This is a genomic window from Bacillus sp. 7_6_55CFAA_CT2, from assembly GCF_000238655.1.
Taxonomy (GTDB): domain Bacteria; phylum Bacillota; class Bacilli; order Bacillales; family Bacillaceae_G; genus Bacillus_A; species Bacillus_A cereus.
In genome coordinates, this window is record NZ_JH414708.1 from 1,167,381 (window position 1) to 1,184,668 (window position 17,288).

Sequence of the window (17,288 nt, forward strand, 5' to 3'; positions counted from 1 at the left end):
TACATTAACGGTTGACAAAAGAGGGGTGGAAAGATAATATAATTTTTGTAATATGTTATCCAAAAACAATTTTAAGTTTACAAATAGGAGAAGCAAATATGAATACAAAAAACTTAGTTTTCGTCGCTTTATTTAGTTCTATTATGGGAGTGTTAGGGTTAATACCTCCGATTGCTCTTTCTATTACACCAGTTCCGATTACATTGCAATCACTCGGTGTTATGCTTGCGGGTGGGTTGTTAGGGTCACGCCTTGGTGCATTAAGTCAGCTTATTTTCTTACTTATTGTAGGAGTTGGAGCACCATTACTTGCTGGTGGCCGCGGTGGCCTTGGTGTATTTGTTGGGCCAAGTGCAGGATATTTACTTGGTTACATCATTGGAGCGTTTGTTATTGGTTATTTAATTGAGCGTTTACGTGAAGTTTCTATTATAAAAGTATTATGTATTAATATAATTGGTGGTATTTTCGTAGTTTATGTATTTGGTATTATTGTACAAGCGTTTTTAATGGATGTTTCTGTATGGGAGACAATGAAAGTGAGTGCTGTGTTTTTACCAGGGGATTGTATAAAAGCAATTATTGCGGCAGTTCTCGTAACAAAATTACATCGTTCATTGAAACATATTATTACACCCGCTTTAAAGAATGGAAAATATACAAATGCGGGATGATAAAGGGAAGAAACACGTACATTGCGTGTTTTTTTTTATTATTTTTGTAAAGAAAGGACGTCTCATATGGGTGTTACAAAAAAATACAAAAAGCAAGCCTCTTTACAACCAAATAAAATAGCGATAAAGGAAAATGATAGAGTTTTAACATATAAAGAGTGGTTCGAATCAGTTTGTAAAGTAGCAAACTGGTTGCATGCAACAGAATCAAAAAATAAAACAATAGCAATCCTATTAGAAAATCATATAGAGTTTTTACAACTATTTGCTGGTGCTGCTATGGCCGGGTGGGTTTGTGTTCCGTTAGATATAAAGTGGAAACAAGATGAGCTCAGAGAAAGAATTGAAATCAGTAATCCGGATATGATTGTGACAGAAAGATATAAGGTAAATGATTTACCGCATGAAGAAGGAAGAGTAATTGAAATTGATGAGTGGAAAAGAATGATGGAGAAATATCTTCCTACACATTCCACTGTAGAAAGTTTACGAAATGCTCCCTTTTATATGGGATTTACATCAGGATCAACTGGAAAAGCAAAAGCATTTTTACGCGCACAGCAATCGTGGGTTCATAGTTTTGATTGTAATGTACATGATTTTCATATGAAAATGGAGGATTCAATTTTAATAGCTGGAACGCTCGTTCATTCTCTTTTCTTATACGGGGCAATAAGTGCATTATATGTAGGACAAACGTTGCACATTATGAGAAAGTTCATTCCGAATCAAGTATTAGATAAGTTAGAAACTGAAAATATATCGGTTATGTATACAGTTCCGACAATGCTTGAATCTTTATATAAAGAAAATAGAGTAATAGAAAATAAAATGAAAATTATTTCATCAGGAGCGAAATGGGAAGCTGAAGCGAAAGAAAAAATAAAGAATATATTTCCTTATGCGAAAAGATATGAATTTTATGGTGCATCAGAGTTAAGTTTTGTAACAGCACTAGTCGATGCAGAAAGCGAAAGAAGGCTAAATTCAGTAGGAAAACCTTGTCATAATGTGCAAGTTCGAATATGTAATGAAGCAGGCGAAGAAGTACAAAAAGGCGAGATAGGAACTGTTTATGTGAAAAGTGATCAGTTTTTTATGGGATACATAATAGATGGGGTTTTAACACAGGAGTTGAATGCAGAAGGCTGGATGACAGTGCGAGATGTAGGCTATGAAGATGAAGAAGGCTTTATATATATTGTTGGTAGAGAGAAGAATATGATTTTATTTGGAGGAATCAATATTTATCCAGAAGAAATAGAAAGTGTATTACATGAACACCCAGCTGTTGATGAAATAGTTGTAATTAATGTGAAAGATAGTTACTGGGGTGAAAAGCCCGTCGCGATCGTAAAAGGAAGTGCTACGAAACAACAATTAAAGAGTTTTTGCTTACAACGACTATCCTCGTTTAAAATACCGAAAGAATGGCATTTTGTAGATAGAATACCTTATACAAATAGTGGGAAAATCGCTCGTATGGAAGCAAAAAGTATGATTGAAAACAGGGAGAAAATATATGAATAGAGCAGTTATTGTAGAGGCGAAAAGAACACCTATCGGTAAGAAGAATGGGATGTTAAAAGAGTATGAAGTCCAGCGATTAGCAACGCCGCTTCTTACGTTTTTAAGTAGAGGAATTGAGAGAGAGATAGACGATGTTATATTAGGTAATGTTGTTGGGCCAGGAGGGAATGTTGCGAGACTATCTGCTTTAGCGGCAGGACTTGGCTATCATATTCCTGGTGTAACGATTGATCGGCAATGTGGTGCTGGTTTAGAAGCAATTCGAACTGCGTGTCATCTCATTCAAGGCGGGGCAGGTAAGTGCTATATCGCCGGAGGAGTAGAGAGTACAAGTACGTCACCTTTTCAAAAAAGAGCAAGATTTTCACCTGAAACAATTGGTGATCCTGACATGGGAGTAGCGGCTGAATATGTTGCGGAGCGTTATAACATAACGAGAGAAATGCAAGACGAGTACGCTTGTCTTAGTTATAAGCGGACACTGCAAGCGTTAGAAAAAGGGTATATACATGATGAAATATTTTCTTTTAATGGATTATTAGATGAGTCTATAAAGCCAGAAATGAATTTTGAACGAATCATTAAAAGAACAAAACCCGCATTTTTACAAAATGGAACAGTGACGGCAGGTAATTCATGTGGTGTAAATGATGGGGCATGTGCTGTTCTTGTAATGGAAGAGGGACAAGCCCTAAAGTTAGGTTATAAACCTGTCCTTCGTTTCGTTCGTAGTGCTGTAGTGGGAGTGAATCCAAATCTTCCAGGAACTGGTCCGATATTTGCGGTGAACAAATTATTAAATGAAATGAATTTAATAATAGAGGACATCGATTATTTTGAAATAAATGAAGCATTCGCTTCAAAAGTTGTTGCTTGTGCAAAAGAGTTACAAATTCCGTATGAAAAATTAAATGTAAATGGTGGGGCAATTGCACTCGGTCATCCGTACGGTGCATCTGGGGCTATGCTTGTAACACGTTTATTTTATCAGGCGCAAAGAGAGCATATGAAATATGGAATTGCAACGTTAGGAATTGGGGGTGGGATAGGACTGGCGCTAATATTTGAGAAAATAGAAGATTAGAATATTTGAAATGTAGGGCAGGCTTATTCGTTTGCATCTAGCTTATTTCAAACTACCTTACCAAATGTAGAGCATAATATGAAGTTTAAATGTTTTATTGTTTAAAATTGATATGAAACCGTGATGCAAAATTCACCTTGATGTAGACCAAATCCAGTTGTTATTTGGATACTAGTAAAATTTTTCATAGTAAAATTACTGACACTTCCAGGTTGAATTATGATTGAGTTTAAGACATTTGTATCTTGAAAGAAAGTAACACCTATTTCTTGAACACCTGTCTCGTATTTGATATATCCAGTTGAAGAAATATGATTTAACAAATTGTTAGTATATATAGTCTGTATTCCCATCTCTCCACCTGTGATAGACCAAGGAATGCAAATTTTATCTTTTATTATTGCTGATGGAGTGCAACAAATAACTTTATTCATGGTATATCCCAGCCTTTCATATAAAGGTATATTTAAATATATGTTGTTGTTTATGAGTATGCTTGTATGTTTTTGCTATATAGGATTATGTCCTTAATTTTAGAAGCTGTATTTGCTAATAAGGAGCATACAAATGGAGAATAAATACTTCTCTTCGTCATTGGAGGAGAAAAAGTTTGGAGAAGATAAAGGACTTAAGGTATTAGAGAAGATATGTGATGAGAAAATGAAGAAAGGGAAGGATAGTGCACCGGATAAATCGATTTGTATGATTAGTTATATTGTATATTCACTCCTAAAACATATATATAATGTCCTAGGAGTAAATTTAAAATTTGTTTTAGAATTTGATTTTTAATGAATTCACTCTAGTTTTCTACTTTTTGAGGAACATAAGCATTGCTACCAGGTTTTGTTTTTATTTCATTCCAAGCAGCGATAGCATCAGCTTTTGATCTGCCTTTGTTATTTGGATCTTCGAAAAAGTCCCGAGTAAAGCGATTGTATTCAAATTGCGCGCTGATCGTTGTTTTATAAGTAGGATCTTTTTTTCGTTCGTTTTCTTCATACCAAAATGTTATCGCGTCTTCATATGTTTTTCCAACATTCTCTTTAAAAAACTTTTGAAGAGCTACTGTAAAGCGGAAGTTTGTTCCGATTTTTTCTTTGAAAAAAGCACGAACATCTTCGCTACAGCGGTGATTTTTAGTAATAATCGTTTGAAGAGAAAGGTCTTTATAAGAGAGGGGAGCTTTGCTCATTTTTTGCACAGAGCTGTTTTTTAAGACTTTCCCCGTAGTTAAATAATGTGAGATACGCTCGGTTATTTCGGTCTTAGAGCCACTAGCTGGCAAACCATGCTCGCGACAAAATGTTTGTAGTTCTGCTTTTAACCAATAATAGTTTTGAAAATCTTCAAGTGATATAGATTTTGTTAAAGGTGGACGCATGAATATAACAACTTCTTTCTTCCATAATTTTCTTTAATTATAAAACGTATGTTCTCTTTGTGGAAGGATTAATTTGTAAATATAACAGGAAGAGGAGATTACATATGGAAAATGTAATGCAAGTTCGTGTTACGGGAATTTTAATTGAAGATGAAAAAGTATTGCTAGTAAAGCAAAAAGTGGCTAATCGCGATTGGTCTTTACCTGGAGGAAGGGTAGAGAATGGTGAAACGTTAGAAGAAGCGATGATTCGAGAAATGAGAGAAGAAACGGGATTAGAAGTTAAAATTAAGAAGCTACTCTATGTTTGTGATAAACCAGATGCTAGTCCATCTTTGTTACATATTACGTTTCTGCTTGAAAGGATTGAAGGTGAAATTACACTACCTTCTAACGAGTTCGATCATAATCCCATTCATGATGTGCAAATGGTACCGATTAACGAATTAAGTTATTATGGTTTTTCGGAAACTTTTATTAATCTTATAAGTGGCAGTTTTGCAAATGCAGGAAGTTATCAAGGGTTGAAACAACATATAGGCCTGTAAATATAGTTGAAGGATAGCCGTTAGCTATCCTTCATAAACATGTTTTACACTGCTGACTGTAAAGAAGAAACAAGCTGATTTAAAAACTCGTCCCCGTTCATCACCGCTTTTCCGCCGCCGCGTGCACTCTTTTTATTTCCGCCACCTTTTCCTTCAATTGCAGGAAGAGCATCTTTTAAAAGAGCATTCATATCGAGCGTTACTGTTTTTCCGCAAGCGAGAATACATTGTAGTTTGTCATCATTTTCGATGACGAAATACGTAATTGCATGCTCTTGTTGTTCTGTAATGATAGCTGATAGTTTTGCAATTTCTTGCATAGAACGATCTGTAAATGCTTTAGAAATAAGTAACCCAGCATGTATTTCGGTGGGCTGTTGCAGTAATTCATTTGCCTCTGCAAATAATAATTTTTCATTCATTGTTTGTATTGTTTTTTCGTTTTCCTTTTGAGAGGTAAGAAGCTGTGCTACTTTTGCTGGGATATCAGTTTCGCTACTGTTTAATTGTTTGGAAACATCTTTCATAATTTGTTGCTGTTGCCCCATTAATTTAAGTGTACGCCAACCAGCGATAAAGGTTAAGCGTATACCACCTTTATTGCGCTCCCATCCTAGTACTTGAATAGAACCAACTTCACCAGTGCATTTCGGATGGGTTCCACCACAGCCATTGTAGTCGTAATTTTCGATAATAACAACACGTATATTCTCTGTCATAGTTGGTTCTTTACGAAGAGGTAATGTTTTTGCTTCTTCTAAGTTCATCCACTCTATACGGATTGGGTGGTTTTCAAAAACGATTTTATTGGCAATTTGTACTGCCTTTTCAACCGTTTCTGCATGCAGATTTTCTGTTTCTAAATCAATTGTTATCGTTTCTTTTCCAAGATGGAATCCAATCGTAGTTATGTTGAAATAGTCCCAAAAAGCAGCAGATAAAATGTGCTGAGCTGCATGTTGCTGCATATGATCAAACCGGCGCTCCCAATTGATTTTACCTTCTACGTCTTCTGTGTGTAATTGTTCTGCAATGAAGTGGCGGATTTCTTCGTCGACTTCTTCAACATCAAGTACAGCAATACCATTTAAAGTTCCAGTGTCATGTGGTTGTCCGCCACCAGTCGGATAAAATGCGGTTTCGTTTAAAACAACGTATAAGTTACCGTCTTTATCATAATCTTGCTTTATAATTTTAGTAGTAAATTCTTGCTTATAAGCGTCAGTGTAATATAATTTGTGCTCCAATTTTCTTTCTCCTCTCGCATTAACTAGTTTCATTGTAAAGCAATTGAAATTAGTTTCCTAATATTTCAGAAGAAAGAAACTATTTTTAGAATTTTCTTGCTATAATAAGAAGAAAATGCGGGGGTGGAATAAATATGTTATATGAAAATGGCGTAGATAAACTGCTTAGTTTAAGCAAAAATATTTCTGAATTGTATCGAGAATTAAATGAAATGACCCGGATTTTAACGGATTGTAATCGAGAAAGTGTGAAGTTTGATCGGTTATATGTAAAAGAGTTACTGTGGAAGAAAGAAGATGTAATAGAGAAATATGACCAGCTACTTGTACAACTTTGTATTAACGAATGCTTTGATCTAAAAAGTGTCATTACAGGCGAATATAAGTATACATATGAAGAAGTGGAGAACATCGTTTTACAATTTAATGAGAAGTATAATGTTGCAATATTAATTAAAGATGTTTGTAAAGAATTACAGTTTACATATGGCATAGATATGGATATAACGAGAACAGCGCGGGTATCAACAGCGCAAGTATAAAAAGGGAAAAGAAAGCAGATCCTTTGCTTTCTTTTTTTATGTAAGAACAGGGAGAGTAGGTTTTTAAGATGAAGGGGAAGTTGCAAAATATTCATCCGTTAGGAATGACAATTATAATAGGGACTTTATTTGCGAGGTTCGCCACGTCAATGAGTATTCCTTTTTTAGCAATTTATTTAACGACTGTGAAAGGTGTATCAGCTGGAATGACAGGTGCTATTATCGGAACGAGTGCACTTGTTGGAGTGTTTGCTAGTTTTATCGGAGGGAATTTATCAGATCGATTCGGTCGAAATATGATTATAATATGGTCCATGATCGTTTGGGTCTTTGTATTCATTGGTTTTTCACTTGCAGATCATGTTTTAAGTTTCTTTTTATTAAATGCTTTGAATGGATTATGTAGGTCATTTTTTGAGCCAACATCAAGAGCGTTATTATCAGATTTAACGAAACCTGAGTATCGTTTACTCGTATATAATTTGCGTTACGGTGCAATCAATGTTGGAGTAGCGATTGGCCCACTTGTCGGGTTACAGATTGGAAGCGCAAAATCAACAATTCCGTTTTTAGTAGCAGCTGGAGTATACATTTTATATACAGCTATATTAGCGTTCCAATTTAAGAAGTATGCGATTGAAAAAGAGAAAGTAAATATAGAAAAGCCTGTCACAATGTTAAAGGCAATTCGTATTTTGCGAAAGGATGTCGTATTTTTAGTTGCACTAGTTGGTATTATTTTGAGTAATTGTGGTTTTTCTCATTTAACGACAACAGTATCTCAATATTTTGCAAATGCACATATATTTCAGGATGGAGTGAAATTATTTTCATATATGCTAGCTTTAAATGCGATTGTTGTAGTCGTAATTCAATACCCTGTTATTCAAATTTGTAAAAAGTATACACCGTTAGTATCCATTATGGTGGGAACTTTATTTGTGAGCGGAGGATTATTTGGATTTGGAGTAGTAGAATCTCTGCTAGGTGCTGCCGTTTGTACAATTATTTTTACAATTGGAGAAGTCTTAATGTTTTCAATGACGGATGTATTTATTGATGATATTGCTGTTGCGCATCTAAAAGGAACATACTTCGGTGCGATGGGTTTTTCGGGAATTGGAGCAGTAATAGGTCCGTGGTTTGGAGGAGTACTTCTCGATTACTACGGGTACCAAAATGGGTTTGCAGTATTTTCAGCACTAGCTATATTTTCAACTGTGGCATTTCCTGTGCTTTTAGTTACAAAAGGTTTATCGAAAAAAAGATATGATAGAAATTCTAATATAGAGATGCATGCGAAATAATATAAGCCCCAGTAACCAACTGGGGCTTATGTTTGTATTATATTAATTCTTAATTTGAAAAAAGAACTTTCTTTTCATGTTTATCAGCAACTTCATTTTTGGAAATATGAATGGCCAAAAAACCATTCTCTAAGCAGGCTAGCATCTTCTTATAAATAACATTAGCGGGTAAAGGAATAGTTCGCTGCAAAGAAATGTTTTTATGAAGTATGCAAATGTTTAGGCCTGTCTCCATCTTTTTAATGACTACATTTTGTTCATTGGCATTTGGTACATCAGTTTCCAAAATGTATTCTTGTTCAGTTTCGCAAAGGTCAATATGAATTTGATTTGGGAAACTAAAGTTACTACAAGAGTCAGAACAAAACTGATCCATCCATTCTTCGAAACCATCAACATGAAAAAGACAATCCTTCTTTTTCTTGCCCATGTAAGACACCCTCCGTAAAATCTCAATTCATACTATGTTATGCATGAATGAAGTAGGGGTGAAGAATAAATGGAAAAATATAAACATTGTATGTGGTAAAGGCAGCTATTGTGAACCTTTTGTTTTACATATCATGATGTGCATGATGTTTTTGGCGTGAATGGTTACGATTTTTTACTTTATGAGATCCGCTTAATGGTTCAGGTTGTCCCTTTTTTTCTTTTGCTTCACGATTGTTTTTGCTCATTGTATGTGACACCTCCTCTTTCTCTTTAGAATGAGAGAAGTTTGCAAATTTATACGAGAATGTTTTTAGAAAAAAAGGTAAAGATAATTGGGACTAACTATTATGGAAAGGGGATTATATAATGCCATATCATAAAGATAAACAGCAAGCTTTTCAAGCAGCGCAGCAAGGAGTTACACAAGCAGAACATGCATATAACAACATTGTGAAAAATGATCCAAACTACGGTCATGATTTAAAAGAGTTACGCCAAGAGGTTCAGGAGGCGTATGAACAGATTCAAAATGCGTTAGAAGTAGCTTCGGAAACACAACGCCCACAACTTGAGCAATACGAAAATAATCTCCAAAATATTATGCAACATGTAGATCAATTAGAAAAGTAAATGAGGTTGTTGTGTATTTGACAACCTCTTACTTTTAATGAACATTATGCGAAAACAGAAAATTTTTCTATTCGTTTTTTCTTTATTATGCGCAGTACATATATTTCAAGTTGAAAAAGTGGAAGCGAAAATGTTGCTCAGAAAAGAGCTAGAACCAACTGGCTATGTAACGTGGGAAGTACCTAATAATGAAAAGATTATTGCCATTACATTTGATGATGGCCCAGATCCAACTTATACACCGCAAGTTTTACATTTATTACGTCAATATAAAGCAGAAGCAACATTTTTTATGATTGGATTTCGAGTGCAGCGCAATTCATATTTAGTGAAACAGGTGTTAAAAGAGGGACATGAAATTGGAAATCATACGATGAATCATTTGTATGCGAGTAATTCATCAGATGAAAAATTAGAAAATGATATTTTAGATGGAAAGAAATTTTTCGAAAAATGGGTGAAAGAACCTTTGCTATTCCGTCCTCCTGGCGGATATATTAACGATGCTGTATTTAAAACAGCGAAAGAAGCTGGTTATCAAACCGTTCTATGGTCGTGGCATCAAGACCCGCGTGATTGGGCAAATCCAGGGGTTGAATCTATCGTAAATCATGTAGTGAAAAATGCTAAAAGTGGCGATATCGTATTGTTACATGATGGAGGAAATGATCGTAGTCAAACAGTAGCAGCGCTAGCAAAAATTTTACCTGAACTGAAAAAGCAGGGCTATCGATTTGTAACGGTTTCGGAATTGTTACGCTATAAACATTAGAAAAAATCCCAAAAGGTGAATGGTCCTTTTGGGATTTTTCGTTACTGGTTCTTTTTGCGTTTCTTATTATTTTGTCGTTCTGCAGCAGTTAAGTTTTCATTTGCAAACTCTTCGTTATAACCAGCACCTTGTCCTTGTGCGGATGCTGCATTCATTCCTGAAATAGTATGATTTGCTTTTCTTTTACCCATTTTATTTCACCTCTATAACATTTTTTGTATGTTGAATGATGAGCAGTTCATAGTGTGTATGAACTATAAGTAAAGCGCTAATAGAGCACTTTACTTTATGGTAATAGTATTCATAAAGAGCATAAACACTATTCAAATTTAGAAACATAAAGAAAACTTATGATAATCTATAAGTTTCTTATTATTTACTTATTTAGAAAGTTGTAATAAGATATTATCGTAAGGTATTGAAAAGTTTGTCTACATTTTATATTCAGACAACTTAGTCACGTTTAACAGGGGGGAAACATAATGGTCAAACATAATCCATTTCAATCACGTGCAACTTTTGAAGTAGATGGAAAAACGTATCATTATTATGATTTGAAAGCGCTTGAAAATGCAGGGGTTGGCAACGTATCTCAATTACCATATTCCGTGAAAGTTTTACTTGAATCGGTACTTCGTCAAGTAGACGGACGTGTAATTACAGAAGAGCATGTTACAAATTTAGCGAAATGGGGAACGAAAGATGTGCAAGATATCGATGTTCCATTTAAACCATCTCGTGTAATTTTACAAGATTTCACTGGTGTACCAGCTGTTGTTGATTTGGCTTCGCTTCGTAAAGCAATGGCAGACATGGGTGGAGATCCTGATAAAATCAATCCAGAAATTACTGTAGATCTTGTAATTGATCACTCTGTACAGGTTGATAGAGCGGGTACGGCAGACGCGCTTGCATTCAACATGGACTTAGAGTTTAAACGTAATGAAGAACGTTATAAATTTTTAAGCTGGGCACAAAAATCATTTGATAACTATCGTGCAGTTCCACCAGCTACAGGTATTGTACACCAAGTAAACCTTGAATATTTAGCACCAGTTGTTCATGCTGTGAAAAATGCTGAAGGTGACTTAGTTGCATACCCAGATTCATTAGTTGGAACAGATTCACATACAACAATGATTAACGGTATCGGCGTTCTTGGATGGGGTGTTGGTGGTATTGAAGCAGAAGCAGGAATGCTTGGACAGCCTTCATACTTCCCAGTACCTGAAGTAATCGGTGTGAAATTAACAGGTACACTTCCAAGTGGTACTACAGCAACTGACGTTGCCTTAAAAGTAACGCAAGTATTACGTCAAAAAGGTGTAGTTGGTAAATTCGTTGAGTTCTTCGGTAATGGACTAAAGAGCATGCCTTTAGCTGACCGTGCAACAATTTCAAACATGGCACCAGAATACGGCGCAACTTGTGGATTCTTCCCAATCGATGATATTTCATTAGAATACTTACGTTTAACAGGTAGAGATGAAGAACAAATTCGCGTTGTTGAAGAATACTGTAAAGCGAACGGTTTATTCTATACAGCAGACAGTAAAGATCCAATCTATACTGATCTTGTAGAAATTGATTTAAATACAATCGAATCTAACCTTTCTGGACCGAAACGCCCACAAGATTTAATTCCACTTTCAGATATGAAAGATGCGTTCCACGAAGCTGTTGTAGCACCAGTTGGAACACAAGGACTTGGATTTAATGAGCAAGAGTTCGATAAAGAAGTGAAGGTTACATTAGAAGATAAAGAAGTAACGATGAAAACAGGTGCAATTGCAATCGCAGCAATTACAAGCTGTACAAATACATCAAACCCATACGTATTAATTGGAGCAGGTTTAGTTGCGAAGAAAGCAATTGAAAAAGGACTTAAAGTACCTGAGTACGTAAAAACATCATTAGCACCAGGATCTAAAGTTGTTACTGAGTACTTAGATAAATCAGGTTTAACAACATATTTAGATCAATTAGGTTTCCAAACAGTTGGTTACGGCTGTACGACTTGTATCGGTAACTCTGGCCCATTAGCGCCAGAATTAGAAGAAGCAATCGCAGCAAACGATTTACTAGTAACATCTGTTTTATCTGGTAACCGTAACTTTGAAGGTCGTATTCACCCGCTTGTAAAAGCGAACTACTTAGCATCACCACCACTTGTTGTGGCATATGCACTTGCAGGTACTGTTGATATTGACCTGAAAAATGATGAAATTGGTAAAGATGCAAATGGCAATGCTGTTTACTTCAACGATATTTGGCCATCAGCTAAAGAAATTGAAGATGTAGTTCAAAGTGTTGTTACATCTGAACTGTTCAAGAAAGAATATGCACAAGTATTTAACAGCAATGAGCGTTGGAATGAAATCCAAACTTCAAATGAAGCGTTATATACTTGGGATAATGATTCAACATACATTCAAAACCCACCATTCTTTGAAGGATTATCTAAAGAGCCAGGTGAAGTTGAAACGTTATCAGGCTTACGCGTAGTTGGTAAATTTGGTGACTCTGTAACGACAGACCACATTTCACCAGCAGGTTCAATTGGTAAGCACACACCAGCTGGACGCTACTTATTAGAAAACGGCGTACAACCAGTTGACTTCAACTCTTACGGTTCTCGTCGTGGTAACCATGAAGTTATGATGCGTGGTACATTCGCGAACATCCGTATTAAAAACCAAATCGCACCAGGAACAGAAGGCGGATATACAACATATTGGCCAACAGGTGAAGTAACGTCTATCTATGATGCTGCTATGAAATATAAAGAAGATGGCACAGGCCTTCTAGTTGTTGCTGGTAAAGATTACGGTATGGGAAGTTCTCGTGACTGGGCTGCGAAAGGAACAAACTTACTAGGTATTAAAGCAGTAATTGCAGAAAGCTTTGAGCGTATTCACCGCAGTAACTTAGTGTTAATGGGTGTACTACCACTTCAATTTAAAGATGGCGAAAGTGCTGAAACGTTAGGTCTTGTTGGTAACGAGTCATTTGAAATTCAAATCGACAAAACAGTTAGACCACGCGATCTTGTGAAAGTAGTTGCAACTGATGCAGATGGCAATGAAAAACAATTTGAAGTAGTAGCTCGTTTCGATAGTGAAGTAGAAATTGACTACTACCGTCACGGTGGTATTCTGCAAATGGTTCTTCGTGAGAAAATTGAAGAGTCTAAAGTGTCGAACTAAATAATTGAAATGAATGATAAGGAAGCTAACAATAGTTAGCTTCCTTATTTTATGGAAAGGGATGAAACCATATGGTTTCATCCCTTTCTTTTTTACTACGAAAAATGGAGGAAACGTCATGAAAGAATATAAAAGAATTCTGTTACCGTTACAGAAAGAAAAAATATTAGTAATAGCAGCTGTATGTAGTGGGATAATTGCTGCCATTTTAAATTTATCTCGCCCAATTTTCATGGGATTAATTGTAGACAATCTTATTCAAAGGGAGCTAAAAGGTGCGTATGTATATATAGCTTTGTTTGCGGGTAGTCACTTTTTAATGTGGGCGAACAATCTTTTATTTGATTATATAAGTTCAAAAGCGAGTCAACGTATATTACAAACGAAACGTATAGAATTATTGCGTCACTATTTCTCATTACCGTTTGAAGAGAGTGAGAAGATTAAGCAAGGAGAGTTAGAAACTTTGGTCGTGTCTGATATTCCGAACTGGGTCAGATTATATGGCTCTATATTAATAGAATATATACACGCTATTGCCCAATTTATTGGAGCTTTCATAGCACTACAACATATAGATATACAGTTTATATTGTGGGTAACTCCGTTTTTATTTTTAAGTACAATTGTTCCAATACTGATGGGAGAAAAGGTAAGAGATATTGCAAGCGTTTCTCAAAAAAATCACTCAAGTGTTGTAGAGATGGTCTCACAGTTTGTAAAGGGGATACAAGATTTGCGGAGTTTACAAAAAGAAAAATGGGCAATTCGCTTATTTAAAGAAGTAACGGCACAATCGTATAAATCAGAAGTAAAGAAGACGATGATGCAACATTGCATTGGAGTAGTTGGAACGGTGATTGAAACAGGAGCATATATTGTTGTTCTCATTATAGGTGCACAAAAAATAATGAGGGGAGAAATAGAAGTTGGTTCACTCATTGCAGTGTTAGCGACAATTGAGATGCTCTTTTTCCCTGTCCGTTATGTGGGCGATTTATTAATAATGACACAAGTTGCAGTCGCTTCGGCAAATAGAGCTTTTTGCTTTTTAAATAAACGAGCAGCAGATAGCAATGTAGAAAGAGCGATGGGGATCAGGATAACAAATGTTTCATTTCAGGAGAATGACGAAGAGAAATGCAGAATTCATAATATTGATTTGCAAATTCGTCCTGGTGAACTCGTTATGATTGTGGGAGAAAGCGGTGCAGGAAAAACAACGCTTTTAAAGTTAATAACGGGCTTGTATAAACCATCTAACGGTAGCATTGCTTATTATGGTAATGAAGCTCGTATGACTACAGTGTGGCAAGAACCACGTTTTTTCCGAACGACGGTAACAGAGAATATGTATTTCGGGGAAGAGGGTTTAGAAAATCAGTTAGAAAAAAATAGTGAACTTATAAATGTAACGCCGATTATTAGAGGGTTACCTGAAGGGAGTCAAACTGTGCTACATAAAAGCGGTGAAGAGTTTTCGGGAGGCGAAAGAAAACGTCTTGCATTATTGCGCGCGATTGTATCAAATCCAACTCTTATTATTTTAGATGAACCGACGGCTGGGTTAGATCCGGGCAATCAAGAACTGGTTTGGAATATGATTGAAGGGATAGGAAGAGATGTAACGAGAATTGTGGCAACACATGATGTAGAGAGGGTGGTACTAGCAGATCGTATTGTCATAATGAAAGAAGGAAATATTGTTGCATGTGAGGGTCCAGAAAAATTAATACATAGTCATTCATTTTTTAAGAGATGTGAATAAAGATAAGAGCAATGCTCTAATCTTTATTCAGTGTCATTTAGTTGATACTCGATAGATTCGGAGTGATTTAGATCAACGTTAAAAGTAGCAGTCATAAGGAAAGTGGCAATTCCAAGAATTAAGAAAAGGACGAATGAGACTAGAGAGACGTAGAGACAAATACGTCCTATTTTCTTTTTTTCAAGATCTTTACTAAAGAGTGAAATGATCCATGTAATAATACCGACTGGGTATAAAAGAAAACTAAGAATATATAATGTTGTTTTTTCGAATGAATTCATAAACAATCCCCTTTTGTTGTAGGTTTATAACTATGAGAGGAAAAAGGTCAATGGGTCCATAATTAGATAAGCAACACTTCATCTGCTTTTCTAATTATATGATGAAATTGCACTTTTAATAAGAATATTCTAATTATTTAGATTGTGAATATTTCCAAGCTTGTCCGTATAAGCTAAAATAAGGTATATAGTATTTTGATGAATGTGTTAAAAGAAGATAATACGTTAGGGTGATATAAAATGTGGCGGAAGCTTACGATTATTGTAGTGTTACTTTGTTTAGCGGGATATGCAGCTTATGAACAGTTTGGTCATAAAGAGCAGGCGGTAAAAGTGAAGCAAGAAAAAAGTGAAGCTGCGATGAAAGAGATTATCGCAAGGAATGGTATTGAGATAGGGAAGAGTGCACCGGACTTTACATTAACGAAGTTAGATGGGACAAATGTAAAGTTATCGGATTTAAAAGGAAAGAAAGTAATTTTAAACTTTTGGGCTACGTGGTGTGGACCATGTCAGCAAGAAATGCCGGATATGGAGGCTTTCTATAAAGAACATAAAGAAAACGTAGAAATTTTAGCGGTCAATTATACGCCTTCAGAAAAAGGTGGGGGGGAAGAGAAGGTAAGCAATTTTGCTAAAGAAAAAGGAATTACTTTTCCTATTTTATTGGACAAGAACATTGATGTGACAACAGCGTATAAAGTAATTACGATTCCAACTTCGTATTTTATAGATACAAAAGGTGTCATTCAAGATAAGTTTATTGGGCCGATGACGCAAAAAGAGATGGAGAAAAGAGTTGCTAAATTAAAATAATGGTGAAAAGGTAGAGGTGGAGAGTTCCCATTTCTGCCTTTTCTTTTTCAAGTAGTAATCACTTCATGATATGATGTAAGAAATATAAACGTTTAGAGATAAAGGAGTGTATGGAGTGGGGAATGTATCCTTACCGTTAGATTATGTTGTAATTGATTTTGAAACAACAGGATTTAACCCTTATAATGATAAAATTATTCAAGTTGCAGCAGTGAAATATCGTAATCATGAATTAGTAGATCAATTTGTTTCATACGTGAATCCAGAGCGGCCAATTCCGGACCGAATAACGAGTTTAACAGGTATTACTAATTATCGCGTTTCAGATGCACCGACGATTGAAGAAGTGTTACCTTTATTTTTAGCATTTTTACATACAAATGTTATTGTGGCCCATAATGCTTCTTTTGATATGCGCTTTTTGAAAAGTAATGTAAATATGCTTGGGTTGCCTGAACCTAAAAATAAAGTAATTGATACTGTATTTTTAGCAAAGAAATACATGAAGCATGCGCCTAATCATAAACTTGAAACGTTAAAACGAATGCTTGGAATTCGTTTAAGCTCTCATAATGCATTTGACGATTGCATTACGTGTGCTGCTGTTTATCAAAAGTGTGCAGCTATTGAAGAAGAAGGGAAACGAAAAGTAAATAAGGCTATGCTTGATGAAACTGCGGTATATGAAGCGGTGAAAGAAATACTTGCATGTAATAAACGTAATGTAGAATGGCTACGTTGTATGAACGTAGGAAGTTATTTAGATATAAAAGCTTTTTATCCAGTTATGAGATTAAAGGTAAAAGGGCGAAAGAAATATGTATTAACAGAGATATTAGAAGAAGATGTGGAAGAAATATGTACAAGTTTAAAATGTGAACCGGCGTTAAAAAGTGAAGTTGGTAATACGAGAATTATGCTTAATAGCTTAGAGGATGTTATGAAATTAGAAAGTTATATTTTAGAGCAGTATGATTTTGTATTACAGGCGCTTCATGATTATAAAGAAAATGAAATGAATGCAGATGAAAAAGTTGAAAGAGTATTTAAATATTATGGTATAAAAA

The 17,288-nt window shown here is 35.4% G+C and carries 19 protein-coding genes and 1 pseudogene; 13 read left to right on the top strand and 7 right to left on the bottom strand.

The window, feature by feature from the left end; translation table 11 throughout:
- Positions 1 to 98 precede the first annotated feature (98 nt).
- The 3 genes from HMPREF1014_RS06280 to HMPREF1014_RS06290 all read left to right on the top strand — a co-directional run bounded on the left by HMPREF1014_RS06280 (position 99) and on the right by HMPREF1014_RS06290 (position 3,288).
- A complete protein-coding gene (locus HMPREF1014_RS06280; RefSeq protein WP_001093332.1) occupies positions 99 to 674 on the top strand; it encodes a biotin transporter BioY in 576 nt (191 codons plus the stop codon).
- A gap of 66 nt (positions 675 to 740) precedes the next feature.
- On the top strand, positions 741 to 2,204 hold the full coding sequence (locus HMPREF1014_RS06285) for an acyl-CoA synthetase (RefSeq protein ID WP_000539232.1): 1,464 nt from the start codon (positions 741 to 743) through the stop codon (positions 2,202 to 2,204).
- Complete coding sequence (locus HMPREF1014_RS06290) at positions 2,197 to 3,288, top strand: acetyl-CoA C-acyltransferase (protein ID WP_001078013.1); 1,092 nt, start codon at positions 2,197 to 2,199, stop codon at positions 3,286 to 3,288. Before HMPREF1014_RS06285 ends, HMPREF1014_RS06290 begins: the two co-directional genes overlap by 8 nt.
- Before the next feature lie 101 nt (positions 3,289 to 3,389).
- Here the strand turns inward: HMPREF1014_RS06290 and HMPREF1014_RS06295 are convergent, their stop codons facing one another.
- The gene (locus HMPREF1014_RS06295; RefSeq protein ID WP_009326626.1) at positions 3,390 to 3,722 is read right to left on the bottom strand and encodes a DUF3992 domain-containing protein; all 333 of its coding nucleotides are present in this window, start codon (positions 3,720 to 3,722) and stop codon (positions 3,390 to 3,392) included.
- A 133-nt stretch (positions 3,723 to 3,855) separates the two neighbouring features.
- On the opposite strand from HMPREF1014_RS06295, the gene HMPREF1014_RS06300 reads away from it, so the two are divergent.
- Positions 3,856 to 4,080: a hypothetical protein gene (locus tag HMPREF1014_RS06300; RefSeq protein ID WP_000428982.1), complete on the top strand. Its 225-nt coding sequence runs from the start codon at positions 3,856 to 3,858 to the stop codon at positions 4,078 to 4,080.
- Between the two features lie 10 nt (positions 4,081 to 4,090).
- On the opposite strand, the gene HMPREF1014_RS06305 is transcribed toward HMPREF1014_RS06300, so the two are convergent.
- A complete protein-coding gene (locus tag HMPREF1014_RS06305; protein WP_001247743.1) occupies positions 4,091 to 4,672 on the bottom strand; it encodes a DUF6434 domain-containing protein in 582 nt (193 codons plus the stop codon).
- Positions 4,673 to 4,776: 104 nt separating this feature from the next.
- Here HMPREF1014_RS06305 and HMPREF1014_RS06310 point away from each other — a divergent pair, with 104 nt between their 5' ends.
- On the top strand, positions 4,777 to 5,220 hold the full coding sequence (locus tag HMPREF1014_RS06310; protein WP_000432563.1) for an NUDIX hydrolase: 444 nt from the start codon (positions 4,777 to 4,779) through the stop codon (positions 5,218 to 5,220).
- A gap of 44 nt (positions 5,221 to 5,264) precedes the next feature.
- Here HMPREF1014_RS06310 and HMPREF1014_RS06315 read toward each other — a convergent pair whose 3' ends face one another.
- A complete protein-coding gene (locus tag HMPREF1014_RS06315) occupies positions 5,265 to 6,467 on the bottom strand; it encodes a serine-tRNA(Ala) deacylase AlaX (RefSeq protein WP_000400389.1) in 1,203 nt (400 codons plus the stop codon).
- A gap of 134 nt (positions 6,468 to 6,601) precedes the next feature.
- On the opposite strand from HMPREF1014_RS06315, the gene HMPREF1014_RS06320 reads away from it, so the two are divergent.
- Both HMPREF1014_RS06320 and HMPREF1014_RS06325 read left to right on the top strand, forming a co-directional pair.
- Complete coding sequence (locus HMPREF1014_RS06320; RefSeq protein WP_000965133.1) at positions 6,602 to 7,009, top strand: hypothetical protein; 408 nt, start codon at positions 6,602 to 6,604, stop codon at positions 7,007 to 7,009.
- A 68-nt stretch (positions 7,010 to 7,077) separates the two neighbouring features.
- Positions 7,078 to 8,316 (top strand): MDR family MFS transporter, encoded by a 1,239-nt coding sequence (locus tag HMPREF1014_RS06325; protein ID WP_000676826.1) that lies wholly within the window; start codon positions 7,078 to 7,080, stop codon positions 8,314 to 8,316.
- A 49-nt stretch (positions 8,317 to 8,365) separates the two neighbouring features.
- Here HMPREF1014_RS06325 and HMPREF1014_RS06330 read toward each other — a convergent pair whose 3' ends face one another.
- Both HMPREF1014_RS06330 and HMPREF1014_RS06335 read right to left on the bottom strand, forming a co-directional pair.
- The gene (locus HMPREF1014_RS06330) at positions 8,366 to 8,746 is read right to left on the bottom strand and encodes an Hsp20/alpha crystallin family protein (RefSeq protein WP_000516730.1); all 381 of its coding nucleotides are present in this window, start codon (positions 8,744 to 8,746) and stop codon (positions 8,366 to 8,368) included.
- A gap of 124 nt (positions 8,747 to 8,870) precedes the next feature.
- Positions 8,871 to 8,993: a small acid-soluble spore protein P gene (locus tag HMPREF1014_RS06335; protein ID WP_000042141.1), complete on the bottom strand. Its 123-nt coding sequence runs from the start codon at positions 8,991 to 8,993 to the stop codon at positions 8,871 to 8,873.
- A 121-nt stretch (positions 8,994 to 9,114) separates the two neighbouring features.
- Between HMPREF1014_RS06335 and HMPREF1014_RS06340 the strand changes: the two genes are divergently transcribed.
- Positions 9,115 to 9,378, top strand: a complete 264-nt coding sequence (locus HMPREF1014_RS06340) for a hypothetical protein (protein ID WP_001146293.1) — start codon at positions 9,115 to 9,117, stop codon at positions 9,376 to 9,378.
- A 46-nt stretch (positions 9,379 to 9,424) separates the two neighbouring features.
- Positions 9,425 to 10,150, top strand: coding sequence for a polysaccharide deacetylase family sporulation protein PdaB (gene pdaB, locus HMPREF1014_RS06345; RefSeq protein WP_142323832.1), 726 nt, complete (start codon positions 9,425 to 9,427; stop codon positions 10,148 to 10,150).
- Positions 10,151 to 10,191: 41 nt separating this feature from the next.
- Here the strand turns inward: pdaB and sspO are convergent, their stop codons facing one another.
- A complete protein-coding gene (gene sspO, locus HMPREF1014_RS06350) occupies positions 10,192 to 10,341 on the bottom strand; it encodes a small acid-soluble spore protein SspO (RefSeq protein ID WP_000518051.1) in 150 nt (49 codons plus the stop codon).
- 291 nt (positions 10,342 to 10,632) lie between these two features.
- Here sspO and acnA point away from each other — a divergent pair, with 291 nt between their 5' ends.
- A complete protein-coding gene (gene acnA, locus HMPREF1014_RS06355) occupies positions 10,633 to 13,356 on the top strand; it encodes an aconitate hydratase AcnA (RefSeq protein ID WP_000238556.1) in 2,724 nt (907 codons plus the stop codon).
- A 118-nt stretch (positions 13,357 to 13,474) separates the two neighbouring features.
- Positions 13,475 to 15,124, top strand: coding sequence for an ABC transporter ATP-binding protein (locus HMPREF1014_RS06360; RefSeq protein ID WP_009326627.1), 1,650 nt, complete (start codon positions 13,475 to 13,477; stop codon positions 15,122 to 15,124).
- Between the two features lie 23 nt (positions 15,125 to 15,147).
- On the opposite strand, the gene HMPREF1014_RS06365 is transcribed toward HMPREF1014_RS06360, so the two are convergent.
- Positions 15,148 to 15,405, bottom strand: a complete 258-nt coding sequence (locus HMPREF1014_RS06365; RefSeq protein ID WP_001083887.1) for a hypothetical protein — start codon at positions 15,403 to 15,405, stop codon at positions 15,148 to 15,150.
- Positions 15,406 to 15,645: 240 nt separating this feature from the next.
- On the opposite strand from HMPREF1014_RS06365, the gene HMPREF1014_RS06370 reads away from it, so the two are divergent.
- Both HMPREF1014_RS06370 and HMPREF1014_RS06375 read left to right on the top strand, forming a co-directional pair.
- Positions 15,646 to 16,221: a redoxin domain-containing protein gene (locus HMPREF1014_RS06370; protein WP_000269054.1), complete on the top strand. Its 576-nt coding sequence runs from the start codon at positions 15,646 to 15,648 to the stop codon at positions 16,219 to 16,221.
- 115 nt (positions 16,222 to 16,336) lie between these two features.
- A pseudogene (locus HMPREF1014_RS06375) lies at positions 16,337 to 17,285 on the top strand (3'-5' exonuclease).
- Positions 17,286 to 17,288 lie beyond the last annotated feature (3 nt).